The sequence below is a fragment of the Caballeronia sp. LjRoot31 genome, assembly GCF_964253885.1.
Classification (GTDB): domain Bacteria; phylum Pseudomonadota; class Gammaproteobacteria; order Burkholderiales; family Burkholderiaceae; genus Caballeronia.
In genome coordinates this window covers 1,035,836-1,052,214 of the sequence record NZ_CAXURX020000002.1, presented here as the reverse complement: position 1 = coordinate 1,052,214, position 16,379 = coordinate 1,035,836, and the positions used below count along the sequence as shown (strand labels likewise).

General features: G+C 59.5%; 16 protein-coding genes. 8 read left to right on the top strand and 8 right to left on the bottom strand.

Features of this window, described 5'->3' with window-relative positions; all coding sequences use genetic code 11:
• The first annotated feature begins 31 nt into the window (after positions 1–31).
• Genes ACSQ8V_RS23105 through ACSQ8V_RS23095 form a run of 3 tightly spaced genes read left to right on the top strand, consistent with a single transcriptional unit; the run spans position 32 to position 2,264 of the window.
• Positions 32–778 carry a transporter substrate-binding domain-containing protein gene (locus ACSQ8V_RS23105; RefSeq protein ID WP_436207280.1) on the top strand — a complete coding sequence of 249 codons (747 nt, stop codon included), beginning with the start codon at positions 32–34 and terminating at the stop codon, positions 776–778.
• A gap of 26 nt (positions 779–804) precedes the next feature.
• On the top strand, positions 805–1,470 hold the full coding sequence (locus tag ACSQ8V_RS23100) for an amino acid ABC transporter permease (protein WP_213762241.1): 666 nt from the start codon (positions 805–807) through the stop codon (positions 1,468–1,470).
• A 2-nt stretch (positions 1,471–1,472) separates the two neighbouring features.
• Complete coding sequence (locus ACSQ8V_RS23095; protein ID WP_436207279.1) at positions 1,473–2,264, top strand: amino acid ABC transporter ATP-binding protein; 792 nt, start codon at positions 1,473–1,475, stop codon at positions 2,262–2,264.
• 18 nt (positions 2,265–2,282) lie between these two features.
• On the opposite strand, the gene ACSQ8V_RS23090 is transcribed toward ACSQ8V_RS23095, so the two are convergent.
• The 3 genes from ACSQ8V_RS23090 to ACSQ8V_RS23080 form a co-directional block, all read right to left on the bottom strand.
• Positions 2,283–2,723, bottom strand: coding sequence for a hypothetical protein (locus tag ACSQ8V_RS23090; protein ID WP_436207278.1), 441 nt, complete (start codon positions 2,721–2,723; stop codon positions 2,283–2,285).
• 367 nt (positions 2,724–3,090) lie between these two features.
• The gene (locus ACSQ8V_RS23085) at positions 3,091–4,062 is read right to left on the bottom strand and encodes a GlxA family transcriptional regulator (RefSeq protein ID WP_436207277.1); all 972 of its coding nucleotides are present in this window, start codon (positions 4,060–4,062) and stop codon (positions 3,091–3,093) included.
• A gap of 145 nt (positions 4,063–4,207) precedes the next feature.
• Positions 4,208–4,375: a hypothetical protein gene (locus tag ACSQ8V_RS23080; RefSeq protein WP_436207276.1), complete on the bottom strand. Its 168-nt coding sequence runs from the start codon at positions 4,373–4,375 to the stop codon at positions 4,208–4,210.
• A gap of 109 nt (positions 4,376–4,484) precedes the next feature.
• Between ACSQ8V_RS23080 and ACSQ8V_RS23075 the strand changes: the two genes are divergently transcribed.
• The 5 genes from ACSQ8V_RS23075 to ACSQ8V_RS23055 all read left to right on the top strand — a co-directional run bounded on the left by ACSQ8V_RS23075 (position 4,485) and on the right by ACSQ8V_RS23055 (position 9,329).
• Positions 4,485–5,171: an HD domain-containing protein gene (locus ACSQ8V_RS23075; protein WP_436207275.1), complete on the top strand. Its 687-nt coding sequence runs from the start codon at positions 4,485–4,487 to the stop codon at positions 5,169–5,171.
• Between the two features lie 224 nt (positions 5,172–5,395).
• A complete protein-coding gene (locus ACSQ8V_RS23070; protein WP_436207274.1) occupies positions 5,396–6,271 on the top strand; it encodes a TauD/TfdA dioxygenase family protein in 876 nt (291 codons plus the stop codon).
• Between the two features lie 55 nt (positions 6,272–6,326).
• The gene (locus tag ACSQ8V_RS23065; RefSeq protein ID WP_213762235.1) at positions 6,327–7,400 is read left to right on the top strand and encodes an ABC transporter substrate-binding protein; all 1,074 of its coding nucleotides are present in this window, start codon (positions 6,327–6,329) and stop codon (positions 7,398–7,400) included.
• Positions 7,401–7,602: 202 nt separating this feature from the next.
• Positions 7,603–8,433 (top strand): ABC transporter ATP-binding protein, encoded by an 831-nt coding sequence (locus ACSQ8V_RS23060; RefSeq protein WP_436183838.1) that lies wholly within the window; start codon positions 7,603–7,605, stop codon positions 8,431–8,433.
• Positions 8,430–9,329 (top strand): ABC transporter permease, encoded by a 900-nt coding sequence (locus tag ACSQ8V_RS23055; RefSeq protein ID WP_436207273.1) that lies wholly within the window; start codon positions 8,430–8,432, stop codon positions 9,327–9,329. The genes ACSQ8V_RS23060 and ACSQ8V_RS23055 overlap by 4 nt, the downstream gene beginning before the upstream one ends.
• 1,442 nt (positions 9,330–10,771) lie before the next feature.
• Here ACSQ8V_RS23055 and ACSQ8V_RS23050 read toward each other — a convergent pair.
• The 5 genes from ACSQ8V_RS23050 to ACSQ8V_RS23030 form a co-directional block, all read right to left on the bottom strand.
• The gene (locus ACSQ8V_RS23050; protein WP_436207272.1) at positions 10,772–12,178 is read right to left on the bottom strand and encodes an OprD family outer membrane porin; all 1,407 of its coding nucleotides are present in this window, start codon (positions 12,176–12,178) and stop codon (positions 10,772–10,774) included.
• A 291-nt stretch (positions 12,179–12,469) separates the two neighbouring features.
• Positions 12,470–13,453 (bottom strand): murein tripeptide/oligopeptide ABC transporter ATP binding protein OppF, encoded by a 984-nt coding sequence (oppF, locus tag ACSQ8V_RS23045; protein WP_436207271.1) that lies wholly within the window; start codon positions 13,451–13,453, stop codon positions 12,470–12,472.
• Positions 13,446–14,444: an ABC transporter ATP-binding protein gene (locus ACSQ8V_RS23040; RefSeq protein ID WP_436207270.1), complete on the bottom strand. Its 999-nt coding sequence runs from the start codon at positions 14,442–14,444 to the stop codon at positions 13,446–13,448. The genes oppF and ACSQ8V_RS23040 overlap by 8 nt, the downstream gene beginning before the upstream one ends.
• 5 nt (positions 14,445–14,449) lie before the next feature.
• Positions 14,450–15,352 carry an ABC transporter permease subunit gene (locus ACSQ8V_RS23035; RefSeq protein ID WP_213762229.1) on the bottom strand — a complete coding sequence of 301 codons (903 nt, stop codon included), beginning with the start codon at positions 15,350–15,352 and terminating at the stop codon, positions 14,450–14,452.
• Positions 15,353–15,382: 30 nt separating this feature from the next.
• The gene (locus ACSQ8V_RS23030; protein ID WP_213762228.1) at positions 15,383–16,303 is read right to left on the bottom strand and encodes an ABC transporter permease subunit; all 921 of its coding nucleotides are present in this window, start codon (positions 16,301–16,303) and stop codon (positions 15,383–15,385) included.
• Positions 16,304–16,379 lie beyond the last annotated feature (76 nt).

Genomic DNA, 16,379 nt, shown 5'->3' with positions numbered 1-16,379 from the left:
TGCGTGGTCCACGCTATCCAAGGAAACCAGCATGAAACTGATCCAGGCACTCTCCGCCCTCGCGCTCGCTGTTGTCGTTGGTGTGGCCGCCGCGCCCGCCGCCCGCGCCGCCGATGACACCATCCGCGTGGCGACCGATGCGACCTTTCCCCCGCTCGAATTCGTCAAGGACGGCAAGCGCACCGGCTTCGATATCGAGTTGATCGAAGCCATGGCCAAGACCATGGGCAAGAAAGTGCAATGGGTGGACATCGACTTCAAAGGGTTGATTCCAGGGTTGATCGCGAATCGCTTCGACGTCGCCGCGTCGGGCATCTACATGACGGACGAACGCCGCAATGTCGTCGATTTCACCGATCCGTACTACAAGGGCGGCCTCGTTGTACTGGTGCGCAAGAACGATACGTCGATCAAGACGCCCGCGGATCTCGACGGCAAGAAAGTGACCGTGCAGGTCGGCACGAAATCGGTCGCCTTCCTGAAAGACAACTATCCGAAGGTACAGCGCGTGGAAGTTGAAAAGAACCAGGAGATGTTCGATCTGGTGAACATCGGCCGCGCCGATGCCGCGGTCACCGGGCGTCCCGCTGCCGTGGAATACGCGAAGGTACAACCCAACGTGCGTGTACTCGACAAGGGACTCACCACCGAGCTGTACGGCTTCGCGCTGCGCAAGGACGAAACCGCGCTGACGGCGCAGATGAACAAGGCGCTGCTGACATTGCGCGCCAACGGCACCTACGACGCGCTCACCACGAAGTGGTTCGGCAAGCAGTAACGCGGCGGTCCTTACCGGAGTAACCGATGACGCTCGATTTTTCACCCGTATGGGCAGGCTGGGAAGCACTCGCGACCGGCGCTGCGACGACTGTCGAAGTCACGGCCTGCTCACTCGTACTCGGCTGCGTGCTCGGCCTGCTGGTAGGGATCGGCAGGCTCGCGCCGCAGCGCCGCGTGGTCTATGGCATCTGCACTGCCTATCTCACGTTCATACGCGGCACGCCCTTGCTCGTGCAGCTTTTCATCCTGTTCTTCGGCCTGCCGCAGTTCGGCATCATGCTGCCCGCGTTCGCGTGCGGTGTGCTCGGACTCGGCGTTTATAGCGGCGCGTATGTGTCGGAGATCGTGCGAGGGTCGATTCAATCAGTGGATCGTGGCCAGATGGAAGCCGCGCGATCGCTTGGGATGCCTTATCGAATGGCCATGCGCAAAGTGATCTTGCCGCAAGCGTTCGTACGCATGATTCCGCCGCTCGGCAACGAGTTCATCGCGTTGATCAAGAACTCGGCGCTGGTCTCCCTGCTGACAATCAACGACCTGATGCACGAAGGCGAGAAGATCATTAGCGTGTCGTACCGGTCGCTCGAGGTGTACATAGTGATCGCGTTCATCTACCTGATCCTGACGAGCGCGACGTCGCTGGTATTGCGCAAGACAGAAAAATCACTGCGTGCCGACGGGAGAGTCTGACCATGAGCACGACCGTGAATATGAGTATGAATGAGCCCATTGTTTCAGTCAGGCAACTGGCGAAGTCGTTCGGACCCAACCGCGTGCTGAACGGTATCGATATGGACGTGCAGCCATCTCAGGTGATTGTGGTGATCGGGCCGAGCGGCTCGGGCAAGAGCACCTTCCTGCGCTGCCTGAACGGGCTGGAAACGGCCGAAGAAGGCACGGTCCGGATCTGCGGTCATGCGCTGGTGGACAACGGCCGGATGATCGATGAGAACGGCCTGAACCGAATCCGCCGGGATGTCGGCATGGTATTTCAATCGTTCAACCTGTTTCCGCATCTGACCGTGCTGCAGAACGTCACGCTCGCGCCGCGCTCGCTGGTCCGCGTGAGCGCGGCGGAGGCCGACGCCCAGGCGCGCGCCCTGCTGGCGAAGGTCGGGCTCGGTCATAAGGCAGACGTTTATCCGGGCACTTTATCCGGCGGGCAGAAGCAACGCGTAGCGATTGCACGGGCGCTTGCGATGCGTCCACAAGTCATGCTCTTCGATGAACCCACGTCCGCGCTCGATCCCGAACTGGTCGGTGAGGTGCTGCAGGTCATGCAGGCTCTCGCGAGCGAAGGCATGACCATGCTGATCGTTACGCATGAGATGAATTTTGCGCGCGATGTGGCTGACACGGTCGTGGTGATGGACCATGGCAGCGTGATCGAGGCGGGACTCCCGGCACAGATCTTCGGGGCGCCGCGCGAAGCCCGCACACGCAGTTTTTTGCAGGCGGTCTTGTCGCGCGAACAGGCGGCATGAGCAAAAAACTTTAAGGCCTCAGGATGCCCCGGTCTCTGCCGGCCACGGCCAGCGGCTAAAACGCGATTCCGGTCTGGCTTCGTCTGACGGTGCTTGCAAACCTTCCGCAAACCATGCCACGTCGGTTCTGCGCTCCTTGACGTAACGCTCCCACCCCTGGGTATTGCCGGCGAAGAGATCATGCTGCACCGTCGACGCCAGCAATGACCGGTTCAGGTCTTCATCGAGCAGGGTTTTTGGCCAGAGGAAAAATGCCGCGGTCGCGCGTTCGTTCACCTGTTGCGGGGTCAGGGCGGCATCGAGATATCCCAGCCATGTGAAACTGGCAAGCGAGTCCTCACGGGCAATCGCGTCGCCGAGCGTAGCGTGGCGCCGGTCGCTACGCGACAAGCACGACAGCGCCTCCAGCACATCGCCCAGATGCAGCAATAGCGCACGCCGTTCATAAGCATCTTTCATTAAAATCTCCAGATTCATTGGACCGGCTCCGAGCGATTCGAGAAGGAACCATGGCGTCGGCCAGATGAGGAAAAACGCTCTCGGATTGACAGGAAGGCGGGGCGGCCTCGGTCATTGTGTTGCGGTTTGACATGTCCCGAGAGTGTCGAAAAGACAGCAGTTCACTCGCGGATGCTCATGTCTTGCATGAGCATGAAGTGGTCCAGCATACGGTAAGCGATAACGCGAAACGCTCGGCCGGAGTTTGACATCGCCATAGACGATCATCGCCCCGCGCGTGACGTGCGTTCGTGTGTTGCATCAAGTCGTCCGCGCCGAAGTGTCTGGAACACATGACGGCTAGGCAGCATGCGCCGGTGAGCCATCGTCAAGCGTCCGCCCCGAGTTTCTGAAAGCTCAGACGATAATCATTCGGAGACACCCCCAGGCGTTGCCGGAACACAATTCGCATGCGGTCCGCCGTTCCGAAGCCGCACTCGTACGCGATCGTTTTCAACGGCGTCGTGCTGCTTTCCAGCGCGTTGCGCGCTGCATCAATACGCGCGCGCTCCACGAAATCATGCGGTGTCACTCCGGTCGCCTCGACGAACGCGCGCGCGAAATTGCGCTCGCTCATGCCCGCGATCTGCGCCAGCTTTTCCACCGTCATGCGTTCGCCAATATGCTCCATCACGTACGCCTGCACCTTGGCTGCGGGCGACGTTTCGTCGGCAGGCGCACTCAGGTACGGGCTGAATTGCGACTGGCCGCCGCGGCGCTGCGCAAATACCACCAGACGCTTGGCGACAGCGAGCGCGATACGCGAGCCGTGATCTTCGGCAACAAGCGAGAGGGCAACGTCAATCCCCGCCGTCACGCCCGCCGATGTCACCAGGTTGCCGTCGCGAATATGTATACGGTCGAGCTCAACCTGGGCCAGCGGAAATTGCCGTGCGAGTTGCGGCGCATTTTGCCAGTGCGTTGTGACATGACGCCCATCGATCAGACCGGCATGACCCAGCGCGAACGCGCCGGTGCAGATCGAACCGTAGCGCTCGCAACGAGAAGCAACGTCGCGCAGCCACGTGCTCAGGCGCGGATCGGGGGGATCGAAGGGCAGCCCGGGACCACCCGCCACGAGGGCGATATCGTAGCGCTGCCGCGGCTCCTCGCATGTCGTGTCCGCCAGCATTCGGGTGCCATTCGATGCGCGCACCGGCGCATTGTCCGCGCTGACCAGCGTGATCGCGTACCCCGCATCCGGCGCGACGAAACCGTTCGCCTCGGCGAATACGTCGAGTGGACCCGCTACATCTAGCGCCTGCACTTGCGGAAAAATCGCGATAGCGACGCTACGCATGAGGTCATGCTCCTTTGTCGACGGGAGTTAGCGTGTCGACCGGAGTTAGCGCTTCAGCGCTTACTCCGGTCCCATAGCGCTTACTCCCGTCCCATGCAATTCATTGCGGTCGACCGGAGTAAGCGTGTCGACCAGAGTTGGCGCTTTAGCGCTTACTCAGGTCCCATAGCGCTTTACTCCAGTCCCACGGAAAGGGCTGTTTTTTCACGCGTTTTACGCGCTTGGCAGCAGACGCCGTGCGGTTGGCAGACTTCGACGGACCCAATGCATTGCGGCCGTGGCGGCGCGCGGCCACACTGAATTTGTCGTCCACCCTCTTTCGTTTCTCCCGATGACCCGCTCCGAACAGCGCATTTTAGCAAGGTGTTCGCGGCATCGAACGCGGCATCGTGGAGAAGCCCAACACTCAAGGAACATTGAACATGACTACCACCATCGCCGGCATCCGCATTCCCGACAGCGCCATGGCGCGCGCGGCGACCGAACTCGTTCGCGACACCGAGCCGGACCTGCTGTATAACCACTCGCGCCGCGTGTTCCTGTTTGGCGCGTTGACCGGCGAACGGCGTCAGTTGGCCTATGACGCGGAACTGCTTTACATAGGGGCCATGTTCCATGACATGGGCTTGATCGACGCGTACAGCAGCGCGAATGATCGTTTCGAAGTGGACGGTGCGAACGCCGCGCGCGACTTCCTCAAGGGTTACGGCATTGGCGAACACGACATAGAACAGGTTTGGGATTCAATCGCATTGCACACCACGCCGGGCATTCCGCAGCACAAGAAGCCGGTGGTCGCGCTGGTCACGGCGGGCGTGGAGATGGACGTGCTCGGACTCGCTTACGACGAGTTCACCGAGTCCCAGCGCAAACAGGTCATCTCCGTGCATCCGCGTGAGGTGAACTTCAAGGAGGGGATCATCGATGCGTTCGCTCACGGCACGATCAAGAAGCCGGAAAGCACGTTCGGCAACGTGAAGGCCGATGTGCTCGCCCTCAAGGACCCCACCTACAAGCGCCTCAATTTCTGCAGCCTGATCCTGGGGTCGTCGTGGAATGACAGCGCCGCCGGGTGCGCTCATTGCAGCGATCCGGCGCATGATCATTGATGATTCGGCGAGGCGGAATCGCCGCTCCTCCACTGGAGCGGCCCGTTTATCGTTAAAACAGATAAGCGTATGGGATTTGGTTCGTTGACCTGGTTCGCACAGGATCTTAGATTCGCGGTCTGACCTTGGACTTTTGCGGCGTATGTTGTCGGTGCTTGAGCGACGCGTTGCCTCAAGCGTTCCCGCCCCGAATTGACGCTCCTAATCGAACTAACGAGTCCCGCGTGACGACCTTATCCCCACACCAGACCATCGAGATCACGCCGTTTGAAAGCTCACCGTTGGGTGCTGAAGTAACAGGTCTCGACCTGAGCCAGCCGCTTGCCGACGAAGATTTCAAGCGCATTCACCGCGCTCATCTCGACCATCACGTGGTCGTGTTTCGCGACCAGCGGATCACGCCCGACCAGCAAATCAGCTTCAGCCGCCGTTTCGGTCCGCTGCAAATCCACGTGCTGCATCAGTTCCAATTGACCGGCCACCCGGAGATCCTGATCGTCTCCAATGTGATGGAAAACGGCAAGCCGATTGGTCTCGGCGATGCCGGGCATTTCTGGCATTCGGACCTGTCGTACAAGGAAACACCGAGCCTCGGTTCGTTGCTGCACGCGCAGGAATTGCCCGCGGAAGGCGGCGACACGCTGTTCGCCAACATGCATCTGGCATGGGATACGCTGCCGCAAGCGCTCCGCGACGCCGTTGAGGGGCGCTCTGCCGAGCACACCTATCTGGCGAAATACGCCGAGTTGCAAAAGCGCAGCCCGTGGCGCCCCAACCTCTCCGCCGAACAGATCGCGCAGGTCAAACCGGTCGTTCATCCGATCATTCGCACGCATCCGGAAAACGGCCGCAAGGCGCTGTTCGTGAGCGAGCATTTCACCACGCGCGTGATCGGCCTGCCCGAAGACGAGAGCCGCGACCTGCTGCAAGCCCTCTTTGAACACAGCGTGCGCGACGAGCATATCTACCGGCACGTATGGCGCGAGCACGACCTCGTGTTCTGGGACAACCGCTCCCTCATGCATCTCGCAGCGGGCACGCCTGACCATCTGCGCCGGAAGATGTATCGAACGACGATCGAAGGCGATACGCCGTTCTGAGCGTCCTTAGACCCTGTTTCACATTCAATTCTAAAAACACTTCTTCGGACTTTCGATGCCGCTTCCGTTCTCACTTGCGTCCCTCTCTCGGCGGGGACCAGGGGGTTCCCGTTCGTCGCTGCGCTCGCTCACTGCGGCGTTTGTTTCCTTATCCGTTGCCATCTCGTCGCTTGCCGCAGCCACGCCTGCGCACGCCGAGGGCACCATCCGGATCGCGGAACAGTTTGGCGTGGTGTATCTGCTGCTGAACGTCGCGCGCGACCAGAACCTGATCGAACAGGAAGGCAAGAAAGCCGGCATCGATATCAAGGTGGACTGGCTGAAGTTATCCGGAGGCGCGGCTGTCAATGACGCCCTGTTGTCCGGTTCCATCGATATCGCAGGCGCCGGCATCGGGCCGCTGATGACGATCTGGGATCGCACGCACGGCAAGCAGAACGTCAAGGGCGTGGCCTCGCTGGGCAACCTGCCGTACTACCTCGTATCGAATAATCCGAACGTGAAGACCATCGCCGATTTCACGGAGAAAGACCGCATTGCGGTGCCGGCGGTATCGGTGTCCGTGCAATCGCGCGTGCTGCAGTTCGCCGCCGCGAAGCGCTGGGGCGACAAGGACTACGATCGCCTGGACAAGCTGACGCAAGCCCTTCCGCACCCGGATGCCGCCGCGGCGATCATTGCCGGCGGGACGGAGATCACCGGGCACTTTGGCAATCCACCGTTCCAGGAGCAGGAACTGGCGGGCAATCCGAAAGCGCATATCGTGTTGAATTCCTACGATGTCCTCGGCGGCCCAGGCTCGTCCACCGTGCTCTACGCGACCGAAAAATTCCGCGATAACAATCCTAAGACGTATCGCGCATTCATCGCCGCGCTCGCGGATGCCGCGCGTTTCGTCTCGGCGAATCCGGAAGCGGCTGCGGATACCTATATCCGCGTGAACAATGCCAGGATTGATCGCAAGCTGCTGATCGGGATCATCAAGAACCCGGACACGCAGTTCAAGATCACGCCGCAAAATACGCTTGGGCTCGCCCAGTTCATGTACCGGGTCGGCGCGATCAAGAACGAGCCAAAGTCATGGCAAGACTATTTCTTCGCCGATCCGGCGCTCGGCAACGGAAGCTGAACCTGCCTGCCGCATGGCCCCGTTTTAACAACGCCCGCAGCGCCAGCGGGCGTTTTTTCGATCATCGCCTGAACGTACGATTACGGCACTGGAACGGCAAAACCGTCGCTTATGCGTCGGCGTGTTTTGAATATGCGCAATGATTGGTTCACGCGCGCGCGACGCGCCGCTAAGGTCGTGTTTTATGCATATACGCACAGCCATGGCCGCCAATCCTACCGTTCTTTATCCGCCGCCCGGGCACAGTGATTCTCCCGCGACGAGCGCCAGGCTTCTCACCGTCGATAAAGTCAGCCTCGAGTACCGCACCCGCGAGCGCATCGTGCGCGCGACGCACGAGGTCAGCTTCGACGTGTATGGCGGCGACCGTTTCGTGCTGCTCGGACCATCCGGTTGCGGCAAGTCAACGCTGCTGAAAGCGGTCGCTGGCTTCATCGAACCGACCGCGGGAACGATCCGGATCGACGATAAACCCGTGCGAGGTCCCGGTACGGATCGCATTGTCGTGTTCCAGGAATTTGATCAGTTGCCGCCGTGGAAAACCGTGCTCCAAAACGTGGCGTTTCCGTTGCGCGTAGGCAAGAAGTTGAGCCGCGCGGAGGCGCGCGAACAAGCGCTGCATTTCCTCGATAAGGTTGGCCTCTCTGCTTTCGCCGATGCCTACCCGCACACGCTTTCCGGTGGCATGAAACAGCGCGTGGCGATCGCTCGCGCATTGGCGATGCAACCCCGCGTGTTGCTGATGGACGAACCGTTCGCCGCGCTCGACGCCCTCACGCGCCGCAAGATGCAGGAGGAGCTGCTGCGTTTATGGGAAGAGGCGAGTTTCACGCTGCTGTTCGTCACGCATTCGATCGAGGAGGCGCTGATTGTCGGCAACCGCATCTTGCTGCTGACACCGCATCCTGGCCGGGTTCGCGCCGAATTGAACAGCCACCAGTTCAACAAGGACAGCTCGGGGCGCACCGACTTTCAGCAAAGCGTTGCGCGCATTCATCGGTTGCTGTTTGAAGACACGGGGGCCGTTCAATGAGCACGCCCACCATCCCCTCGTTGGAACCTGCCGCGCTCGTGCCACCGGTTCGCGAAGAATACGAACGGATTCCCGAACCGCTAAAGGATGTCGCCGTAGAAGTACCGTTACCGTTCGGCAAGCGGCTTTCGAATCAGACGTGGTTACGCAAGGCGTTGATCGCTCTGGTGCTGATCGGAATATGGGAAGTGGCAGCGCGAGCGGTTGGCAATGACCTGCTGTTGCCTACCTTCACCGATACATTGACGGCGTTCGTGCAAGGTATCTGGTCGGGCGAACTGATCGCTAAAACGGCGATCTCCCTGTCCGTGCTGTTGAGAGGTTATCTGCTCGGCGTGGCGCTGGCGTTCGTGCTGACATCGCTTGCCGTGTCTACGCGCTTTGGCCGCGACCTGCTGTCCATGCTGACAGCCATGTTCAATCCTTTGCCATCCATCGCGCTGCTACCGCTCGCGTTGCTGTGGTTCGGCCTGGGGACTGGAAGCCTGTTGTTCGTGCTCGTGCATTCGGTGTTGTGGCCGCTCGCGTTGAACACCTACTCCGGCTTTCAATCCGTGCCGGAAACGCTGCGCATGACCGGCCGAAATTACGGGCTGAAGGGGCTTCGGCATGTGCTGCTGATTCTGGTCCCCGCAGCCTTGCCTTCGATCCTGGCCGGGCTCCGTGTGGGGTGGGCGTTTGCATGGCGAACGCTGATCGCGGCGGAACTGGTGTTCGGCGCCAGTTCCGGAAATGGCGGGCTCGGCTGGTACATCTTTCAAAATCGTAACGAGCTGTATACCGACAAGGTATTCGCAGGGTTGGCGGCGGTGATCGTGATCGGTCTGATCGTCGAGCATCTGGTGTTCGATACGTTCGAACGGCTCACCGTGCGTCGTTGGGGCGTGCAGCGTTAGAGGGTCTTGGAAGTTGTTGCGAAATTGGGTTTCGTTCGCACTGCTCGGGGTTTGGGTTTTGGTTTGGGTTTACCGGTGCGGCTTAGGGCGGTGCTTTGGTCGTTGGAGTTGGTGGTTGAGGTCAGTGCCGAGTTGCCGGGATCTTGGGGTAGCGGTTGGAGTCTATGCCGGGGTGGTCGGTTCTGGGGTTAGTGGTTGGTTCTGGGGTTAGCGGTCGGTTCTGGGGTTAGTGGTCGGGGTTGATGCCGGGGCGGTCGGTTCTGGGGTTAGTGGTCGGGGTCATCGCCGGGTTGCTGCTTTCAGTGTTAGCGGTCTGCAAGAGTCGGATTTTCTCTTTATCACTATTAGCCACTGTGCGTGGCGGCACGTCATTTCTTTGTCCAAAGCGACAAAGAAACGAAGCAAAGAAAACGCTTTTAAACCACGCTACCCTAAGTGTCCACAGCGTGCAGTTTTCATTCATAGGTGCCCCAAAAGCACGGTGCTCGCCAGAGCCACGGATGGTTGAACCCCTCCTTCTCACGAATCCTGACACGAACACGCTTCGCCCCGTACGCTCTCGGGCAAGCACGTGTGGCCAAGGAACCGGTACGGCCTCACGCGTCTTTTGGGGTGGCTGCTTGGTCGGCTCGCTTTTCTCGCGGGTCACAGCTTGATCCACCGCAGCTCGACGCGACGCGTATTACTGCCTCAGTCTTTGGTGAGTTGGCTACGCGGCCTACACCGTTATTTTCGTCGGTTACGGCCTTACGCATTGTTGGGGCTTTGTTACTTGGTGGGTTGGCGGCGTGGTTCGAGGTGCGTACAAATTCGGCGGGCGGTTGTCCGCGGATAGCGCGGGGTGCTCCTTGGGCAGGTTCAATCACTGGTGGCGAAGCGTGTGGGTATCGGTGTTCGTAGAAGGAGGGGTTCACACATCCGTCGCTCTGGCGAGCACCGTGCTTTTGGGGCACCTATGAATAGAAACTGCACGCTGTGGACACTTAGGGTAGCGTGGTTTAAAAGCGCTTTCTTTGCTTCGTTTCTTTGTCGCTTTGGACAAAGAAATGACGTGCCGCCACGCACAGTGGCTAATAGTGATAAAGAGAAAATCCGACTCTCGCAAACCACCACGGCCGAAAGCACCAACCCGGCATAGACTCCGACCGCTAACCCCAGAACCGACCACCCCGGCATTGACCCCTGACCCCTGACCCCTGACCACCAAACGCCAGCGGACCTCATCCCCCCAGTGCGAACGAAAACCAATTCCGCAATAACCTCTTAGCGCCAGGCCCCAAAAACCCGCCGGGGGGCACACCTGGCGGGCTGAACGCGCGGTTGAAGATCCACGCTTTATCGACTGGGTTGCATGCCGTGGAGCCACGCCCATCACGCCACTCACCGCACCCTTTTGGCCATCCAATGACCATCGATTTTTTAAAAGACCTTCAAAACACGCTTCAAAAAACATTAACCGGAACGTTCACCATCAACCGATAAACATCGCTACTGGAATCCGAATAGTACGTGCTGCCGTGGTGATGCATGTAATAAAACTTTGCAGTGGTTCCCTTCAGCTTTCCTGAGCCGAACGTATAGGAAGGAATGAAGCCAAACTCGTAATGGGTGCCATGAACCGGCTCGCCATTCTTCCAGTAGAGATCATGCAAGGCGTTTGAAGAATCGGCGTACCGATTCGCCATGTCCGAAGCATCCGCACCCCAACCATACGCGCTCCACAACGTCATTTTCAAACCCGGAACACCATACCCGCTCATGTTGACCGTGTAACTGAGTTGCAATGATTTTTCATGCGGCGCGTTGTAGTCGACGTCCAACGAATTCGCCAGATAATCGCCCGCGGACTGGCCGACATAATCGAAGAACTGATTGCTCGCGATCTGCTGGAATCCCACCGCTACCGTGTGCGCGTTATGCGTACCCGAGAGCAGCAAGCTATACGCGTGGTTATTGATGGAGCCTTCGCGACTCTGCCCAACGTCATGGGTGTAGTAATAAGTCAGGCCGCCCGTCCAGCGGATCTGGGACGGATCCCCAATACTGCGCGAGAGCGACAGATAATATTGATCCCACACATTTTCAGCACGACTTCCATATAACGACACGGCTGTATCGTCGTTAGGCGTATAGTCACCGCCCGCAAACGTGAAGCGGCTGAAGTGCGTTCCACCATACTCGGTCGACAACGACGAGACGCTGGTCTGACCGCGTGCCAGCACCGCGTCCACACTCCCCGCCTTCAGCGTCAGGTTCTTGATCTCATCGCTCGCGAGGGAAACGCCACGGTAGGTTGGCGGCAATCCGCGGTTATCGTGAGGAACGAGAAAGGGGCTATCGAATAACTGTTGACCATATTTAACAACCGTATTCGATACTCGCGCTTTCACGTCCCACACGCCCGGGTAGGTCCAGGCAAGCTGATTCTGCCCGCTTTGCCCGTCGTGATTCAAATGCACACGGTTACCGGCGCCTTGACCGCCATTCAGCTTGAACGCGCTGAACAACGACGCGTCAAAACCGACACCGAATAATCCCCGCGTATACCCGGATTCAAATACCGCCTGATTGGCAAGAACCGAAGCGTCCTTCTTCTTGATACCCTCTGATTCGAAGTGTTCAGTATAGTTGCGAAACAGAAGGTTAAAATGTGAATCTTCGATAAACCCCTGGGACTTCGCCTGATTACTGATCGGCGCATTCGCCTCGGAATTTGGCGGCGAACTCGGAGGTGCCTCAGTATGACGTGTTTCAACATCATCATCGTCTGCAAAAGCAGAAATGGCCGGGTTCATCAAACCAGTGAAAACAATTAGAGATAGAGCGAGTGAACGCTTTTGTTGTTTCATGTGCTTGTCTTTTAATTCTAACGGGCGGCGAGTAAATAGGCCGATGGCCGTTCTCATATAATTTCAGCGCGAACGGAAAAGCTCACGCCGGGCTCGGAACGACTCACCGGAGGGTTGTGACAGCAGGAACTACTGGGACTACCGGGACTACGAAAACTTCACGATCGAGCGAACGACTCCCCGGCCCCCGTCAAGAATGGGGACCATCGGGTTTGGCCGGGGAGTGTCGAAACGACCGTTAAATCAAGCGATTAACCACGCCAATCATCACGCCAATAACCACGCCAATCATCAGGCGAGTAAGCAGGCTGCCGCGACTCCATGTTCAAGCGTGCGCAGCGGCGGCACTTCAACAGAACAACGCGCCTCCGCTATGGGGCAACGGGTATGAAAGACACAACCCGTTGGGGGATTGATCGGACTGGGAATATCGCTGGAGAGGATCTGCACGACCTTCGTCCGTTCAATGGCCGGATTTGGCACCGGTACCGCGGAAAGCAACGCGCGCGTGTACGGATGCCGAGGACGCGCGTAAAGCGAATGTTTGTCGGCGAGCTCCATGACGTGGCCGAGATACATGACCATTACGCGATCCGAGATGTGTTTGACCACGGCCAGATCGTGCGCGATGAAGATCAGCGCGAGCTTCATTTCCTGCTGCAAGGATTTGAGCAGGTTGACGATCTGCGCCTGGATCGAAACGTCGAGGGCCGACACGGGTTCGTCGCAGACAATCAGCTTCGGTTCCACGATCAACGCACGCGCAATCCCGATCCGCTGGCATTGGCCGCCTGAAAATTCGTGCGCGTAGCGGTTGATCATCTGCTCGCGCAAACCGACCTTCGCCATCATCGCCCGCACCCGCTGGTTCATTTCGTCCTTCGACATGCCCGGCCGATGTTCACGCAAAGGTTCCGCGATGATCTGCCCCACGGTCATGCGCGGATCGAGCGAAGCCAGCGGGTCCTGGAAAATCATCTGGATGTCGCGCCGCACTCCGTGCCACTGTTTCGCCGTGGCGCCGCTGAGATCCTTGCCCATCCACACGATTTCGCCGTGCGTGGCGGGAATGAGATTGAGGATGGCACGCGACAAGGTCGACTTGCCGCAACCCGATTCACCCACCACGCCGAGCGTCTCGCCGGCCTTCAGATCGAAACTCACGCCGTCCACGGCCTTCAGCGTGCGCGACGGTGCCCACGGCAACTTGCTCTTCGCCTTGACGCTGAAATGAACCTGGACGTCGCGGACGGACAGGATGGTTTGCTCAGACATGGGCCACCTCGTGCAACGACTTCATCTGCTCGACCGGGCGATTGCAGGCTCGCAGCCAGGTGGTGTCACCGCCAAACGATTCGAGCGGCGGGACTGCTTCAGCGCAACGCTGGCTCGCATCTATGCAGCGCTCCTGGAACGGACAGCCCGACGGCGGATGCGCCATATTCGGCGGATTGCCGGGGATACCAACAAGTGGCGCGTCGCTCTGATCGAGCCGCGGCAATGCGCGCAGCAAACCGATTGTGTAGGGATGCGAAGGACGAGCGAACAGGTTGTCCGCGTTGCATTGTTCCATCACGCGGCCGCCGTACATCACCATCACTTGCTCGCACAGACCGGCGACCACTCCAAGGTCATGCGTAATCAGCACGATCGCCGTGCCGAAGTCATGTTGCAGGTTGCGCAGGAGCTGAAGTATCTGCGCCTGGACCGTGACGTCGAGCGCGGTGGTGGGTTCATCGGCGAACAGCACTTGCGGCTCGCACAACAGCGCCATGGCGATCATCACGCGCTGGCGCATGCCGCCGGACAGTTCATGCGGGTATTGATCGATACGATGTGCGGCTTCGGGAATACGCACCGCTTCCAGCATCTCGATCGAGCGTTTCTTCGCAGCGCGGCGCGTCATGTTCTTGTGCAGTTCAAGCACTTCCGTCATCTGGCGTTCGATCGTCAGATACGGATTCAGCGACGTCATGGGGTCCTGGAAGATCATGGAAAGCCGATTGCCGCGAATGCGGTTCAACTTCTTCGCCGGCATGGTCAACAGGTTCTCACCCTGATAGATCGCGCTACCCTTTGCGCGCCCGTTGGTCGCGAGCAGCCCGAGCATGGCGAGGATGCTCTGGCTCTTGCCCGACCCCGATTCACCGACAATGCCCAGCGTGCTGCCTTCTTCCAGGTCGAAACTCACGCCGTTGACTGCGCGGACCACGGCGTCGGGCGAGTCGAAGGCGACTTCCAGATTACTTACCTTGAGCAGTGACATGGTGCTTACCGATCCTTCGGGTCGAGCGCGTCGCGCAGACCGTCGCCAACAAAGTTGATGCAATACAGCGTCACCGACAACAACGCCGCCGGGAACAGGAGAATCCAGGGCGCTGTTTCCATCACACCAACGCCATCCTGGATCAGCACGCCCCAACTGGTCATGGGCTCCTGAACGCCGAGTCCCAGAAACGATAGCACGGACTCCGTAAGAATAACGCCAGGAACCGTAACCGTTGTGTAAATAGCCACAATGCCGAGCAGGTTCGGCACGATGTGGCGCAGGATGATGCCGCTGGTGGAAACGCCAATAGCGCGCGCTGCTTCAATGTATTCCTTCGACCGGATTGCCAGCGTCTGCCCGCGAACGACCCGCGCCATATCCATCCACGAGAACACGGTGATGGTGAGTACCACGAGGTAGAACTCCCGGCCGAGCAGCGTGACCATCAGGATGGCGATGAGCAGGTACGGGATCGCGTACATCATGTCGACAATGCGCATCATCGCGTTGTCCACGCGGCCGCCTACGAAGCCAGCGATAGCGCCCCACACAATCCCGAGCGTGACCGACGTCAGCGTCGCGAGCGCGCCGATCAGCAGCGAGACGCGGCCACCCACCAGGCAGCGCACGAGCAGGTCGCGGCCGGTATCGTCCGTGCCGAACAGATGCCAGTTTGCAAACGTCGGCGTGGAACTCATCATGTTCCAGTCGGTGGAATCGAAGGCGTTCGGCAGCAGCATGGGCCCGATCGCACAGGCCAGCGTGATCAGCAGCAGGATCACGAGACTGGCCACGGCGGCCTTGTTGCGCGCGAAGCGCATACGGGCGTCCTGCCACGGACTGCGGCCTTCCACCGGCACGGCCAGCACGCTCTCGAGCGCGGGGACGAGCGTTCCTTGTTTCATTGCGGACCTCATGCTGGTTGACTCATTATTTCAGTAGCGGATTTTCGGATCGAGCCACGCATACGCGAGATCGACCAGCAGATTAAGCAGTACTGCGACCACGGTCACCAGCACGACCAGTCCCAGCACGAGCGTGTAATCGCGGTTGGCAGCGCCGTTCACGATCAGCTTGCCGATTCCCGGCAACGAGAACACGGACTCGGTCACGACCGCTGCCGTGATCGAGCCGATCGCGAGCGGTCCGATCACCGAGACCACGGGAATCATGGTCGGCCGCAGCGCATGGCGCAGCACGACCGTCCAGCGCGACAAGCCCTTGGCATAGGCCGTCCTGATGTAGTTGGTGTTCATCACCTCGATCAGGCTGCCGCGTGTCACGCGTCCCACGGTCGCCACGTTGATGATGGTGAGCAGCGCGATTGGCAACACCATGTAGCGCACATGGAAGGCGTTCCACCCGCCGGCCGGCAGCCACTTCAGCGTAATCGCGAACACAAGGATCAGCACAGGTCCGATCACGAACGAGGGAAACGCACTACCCGCGTTGCCGATGATCATCAGCAGATAATCTGCCGGGCTGTTGCGATAGAGCGCGGCGACGATACCAAGCACGACGCCGAGCACAATGGCGAGCACCATGGACACGCCGCCGATAGTCAGGGACACCGGCAACGCACGCAGCACGAGGTCATTGACACTCCAGTCCGCGTACCGGAACGATGCCCCCAGATCGCCGTGCAGCAAGCTGTTGAGATACAGCAAATACTGCTTCCACAGCGGCTCGCCGAGATGGTATTTCGCCTGCAGGTTGGCGAGCACCTCCGCGGAGACCTTGCGCTCACCGTCGAACGGACCGCCCGGTGTAGCGTGCAGCAGCAGATAGCAGACGGTAATGACAATCAGCAGCGTCGGCACCGTCAGCAGCACGCGCCTTAACGTATAGGACCACATGGGACATCTCTCCTGGCGGCGCCGCGACAGAGCGCGTCACGGCAACCGCCTCTTGCTGTTTGCTGGATAGTATTGG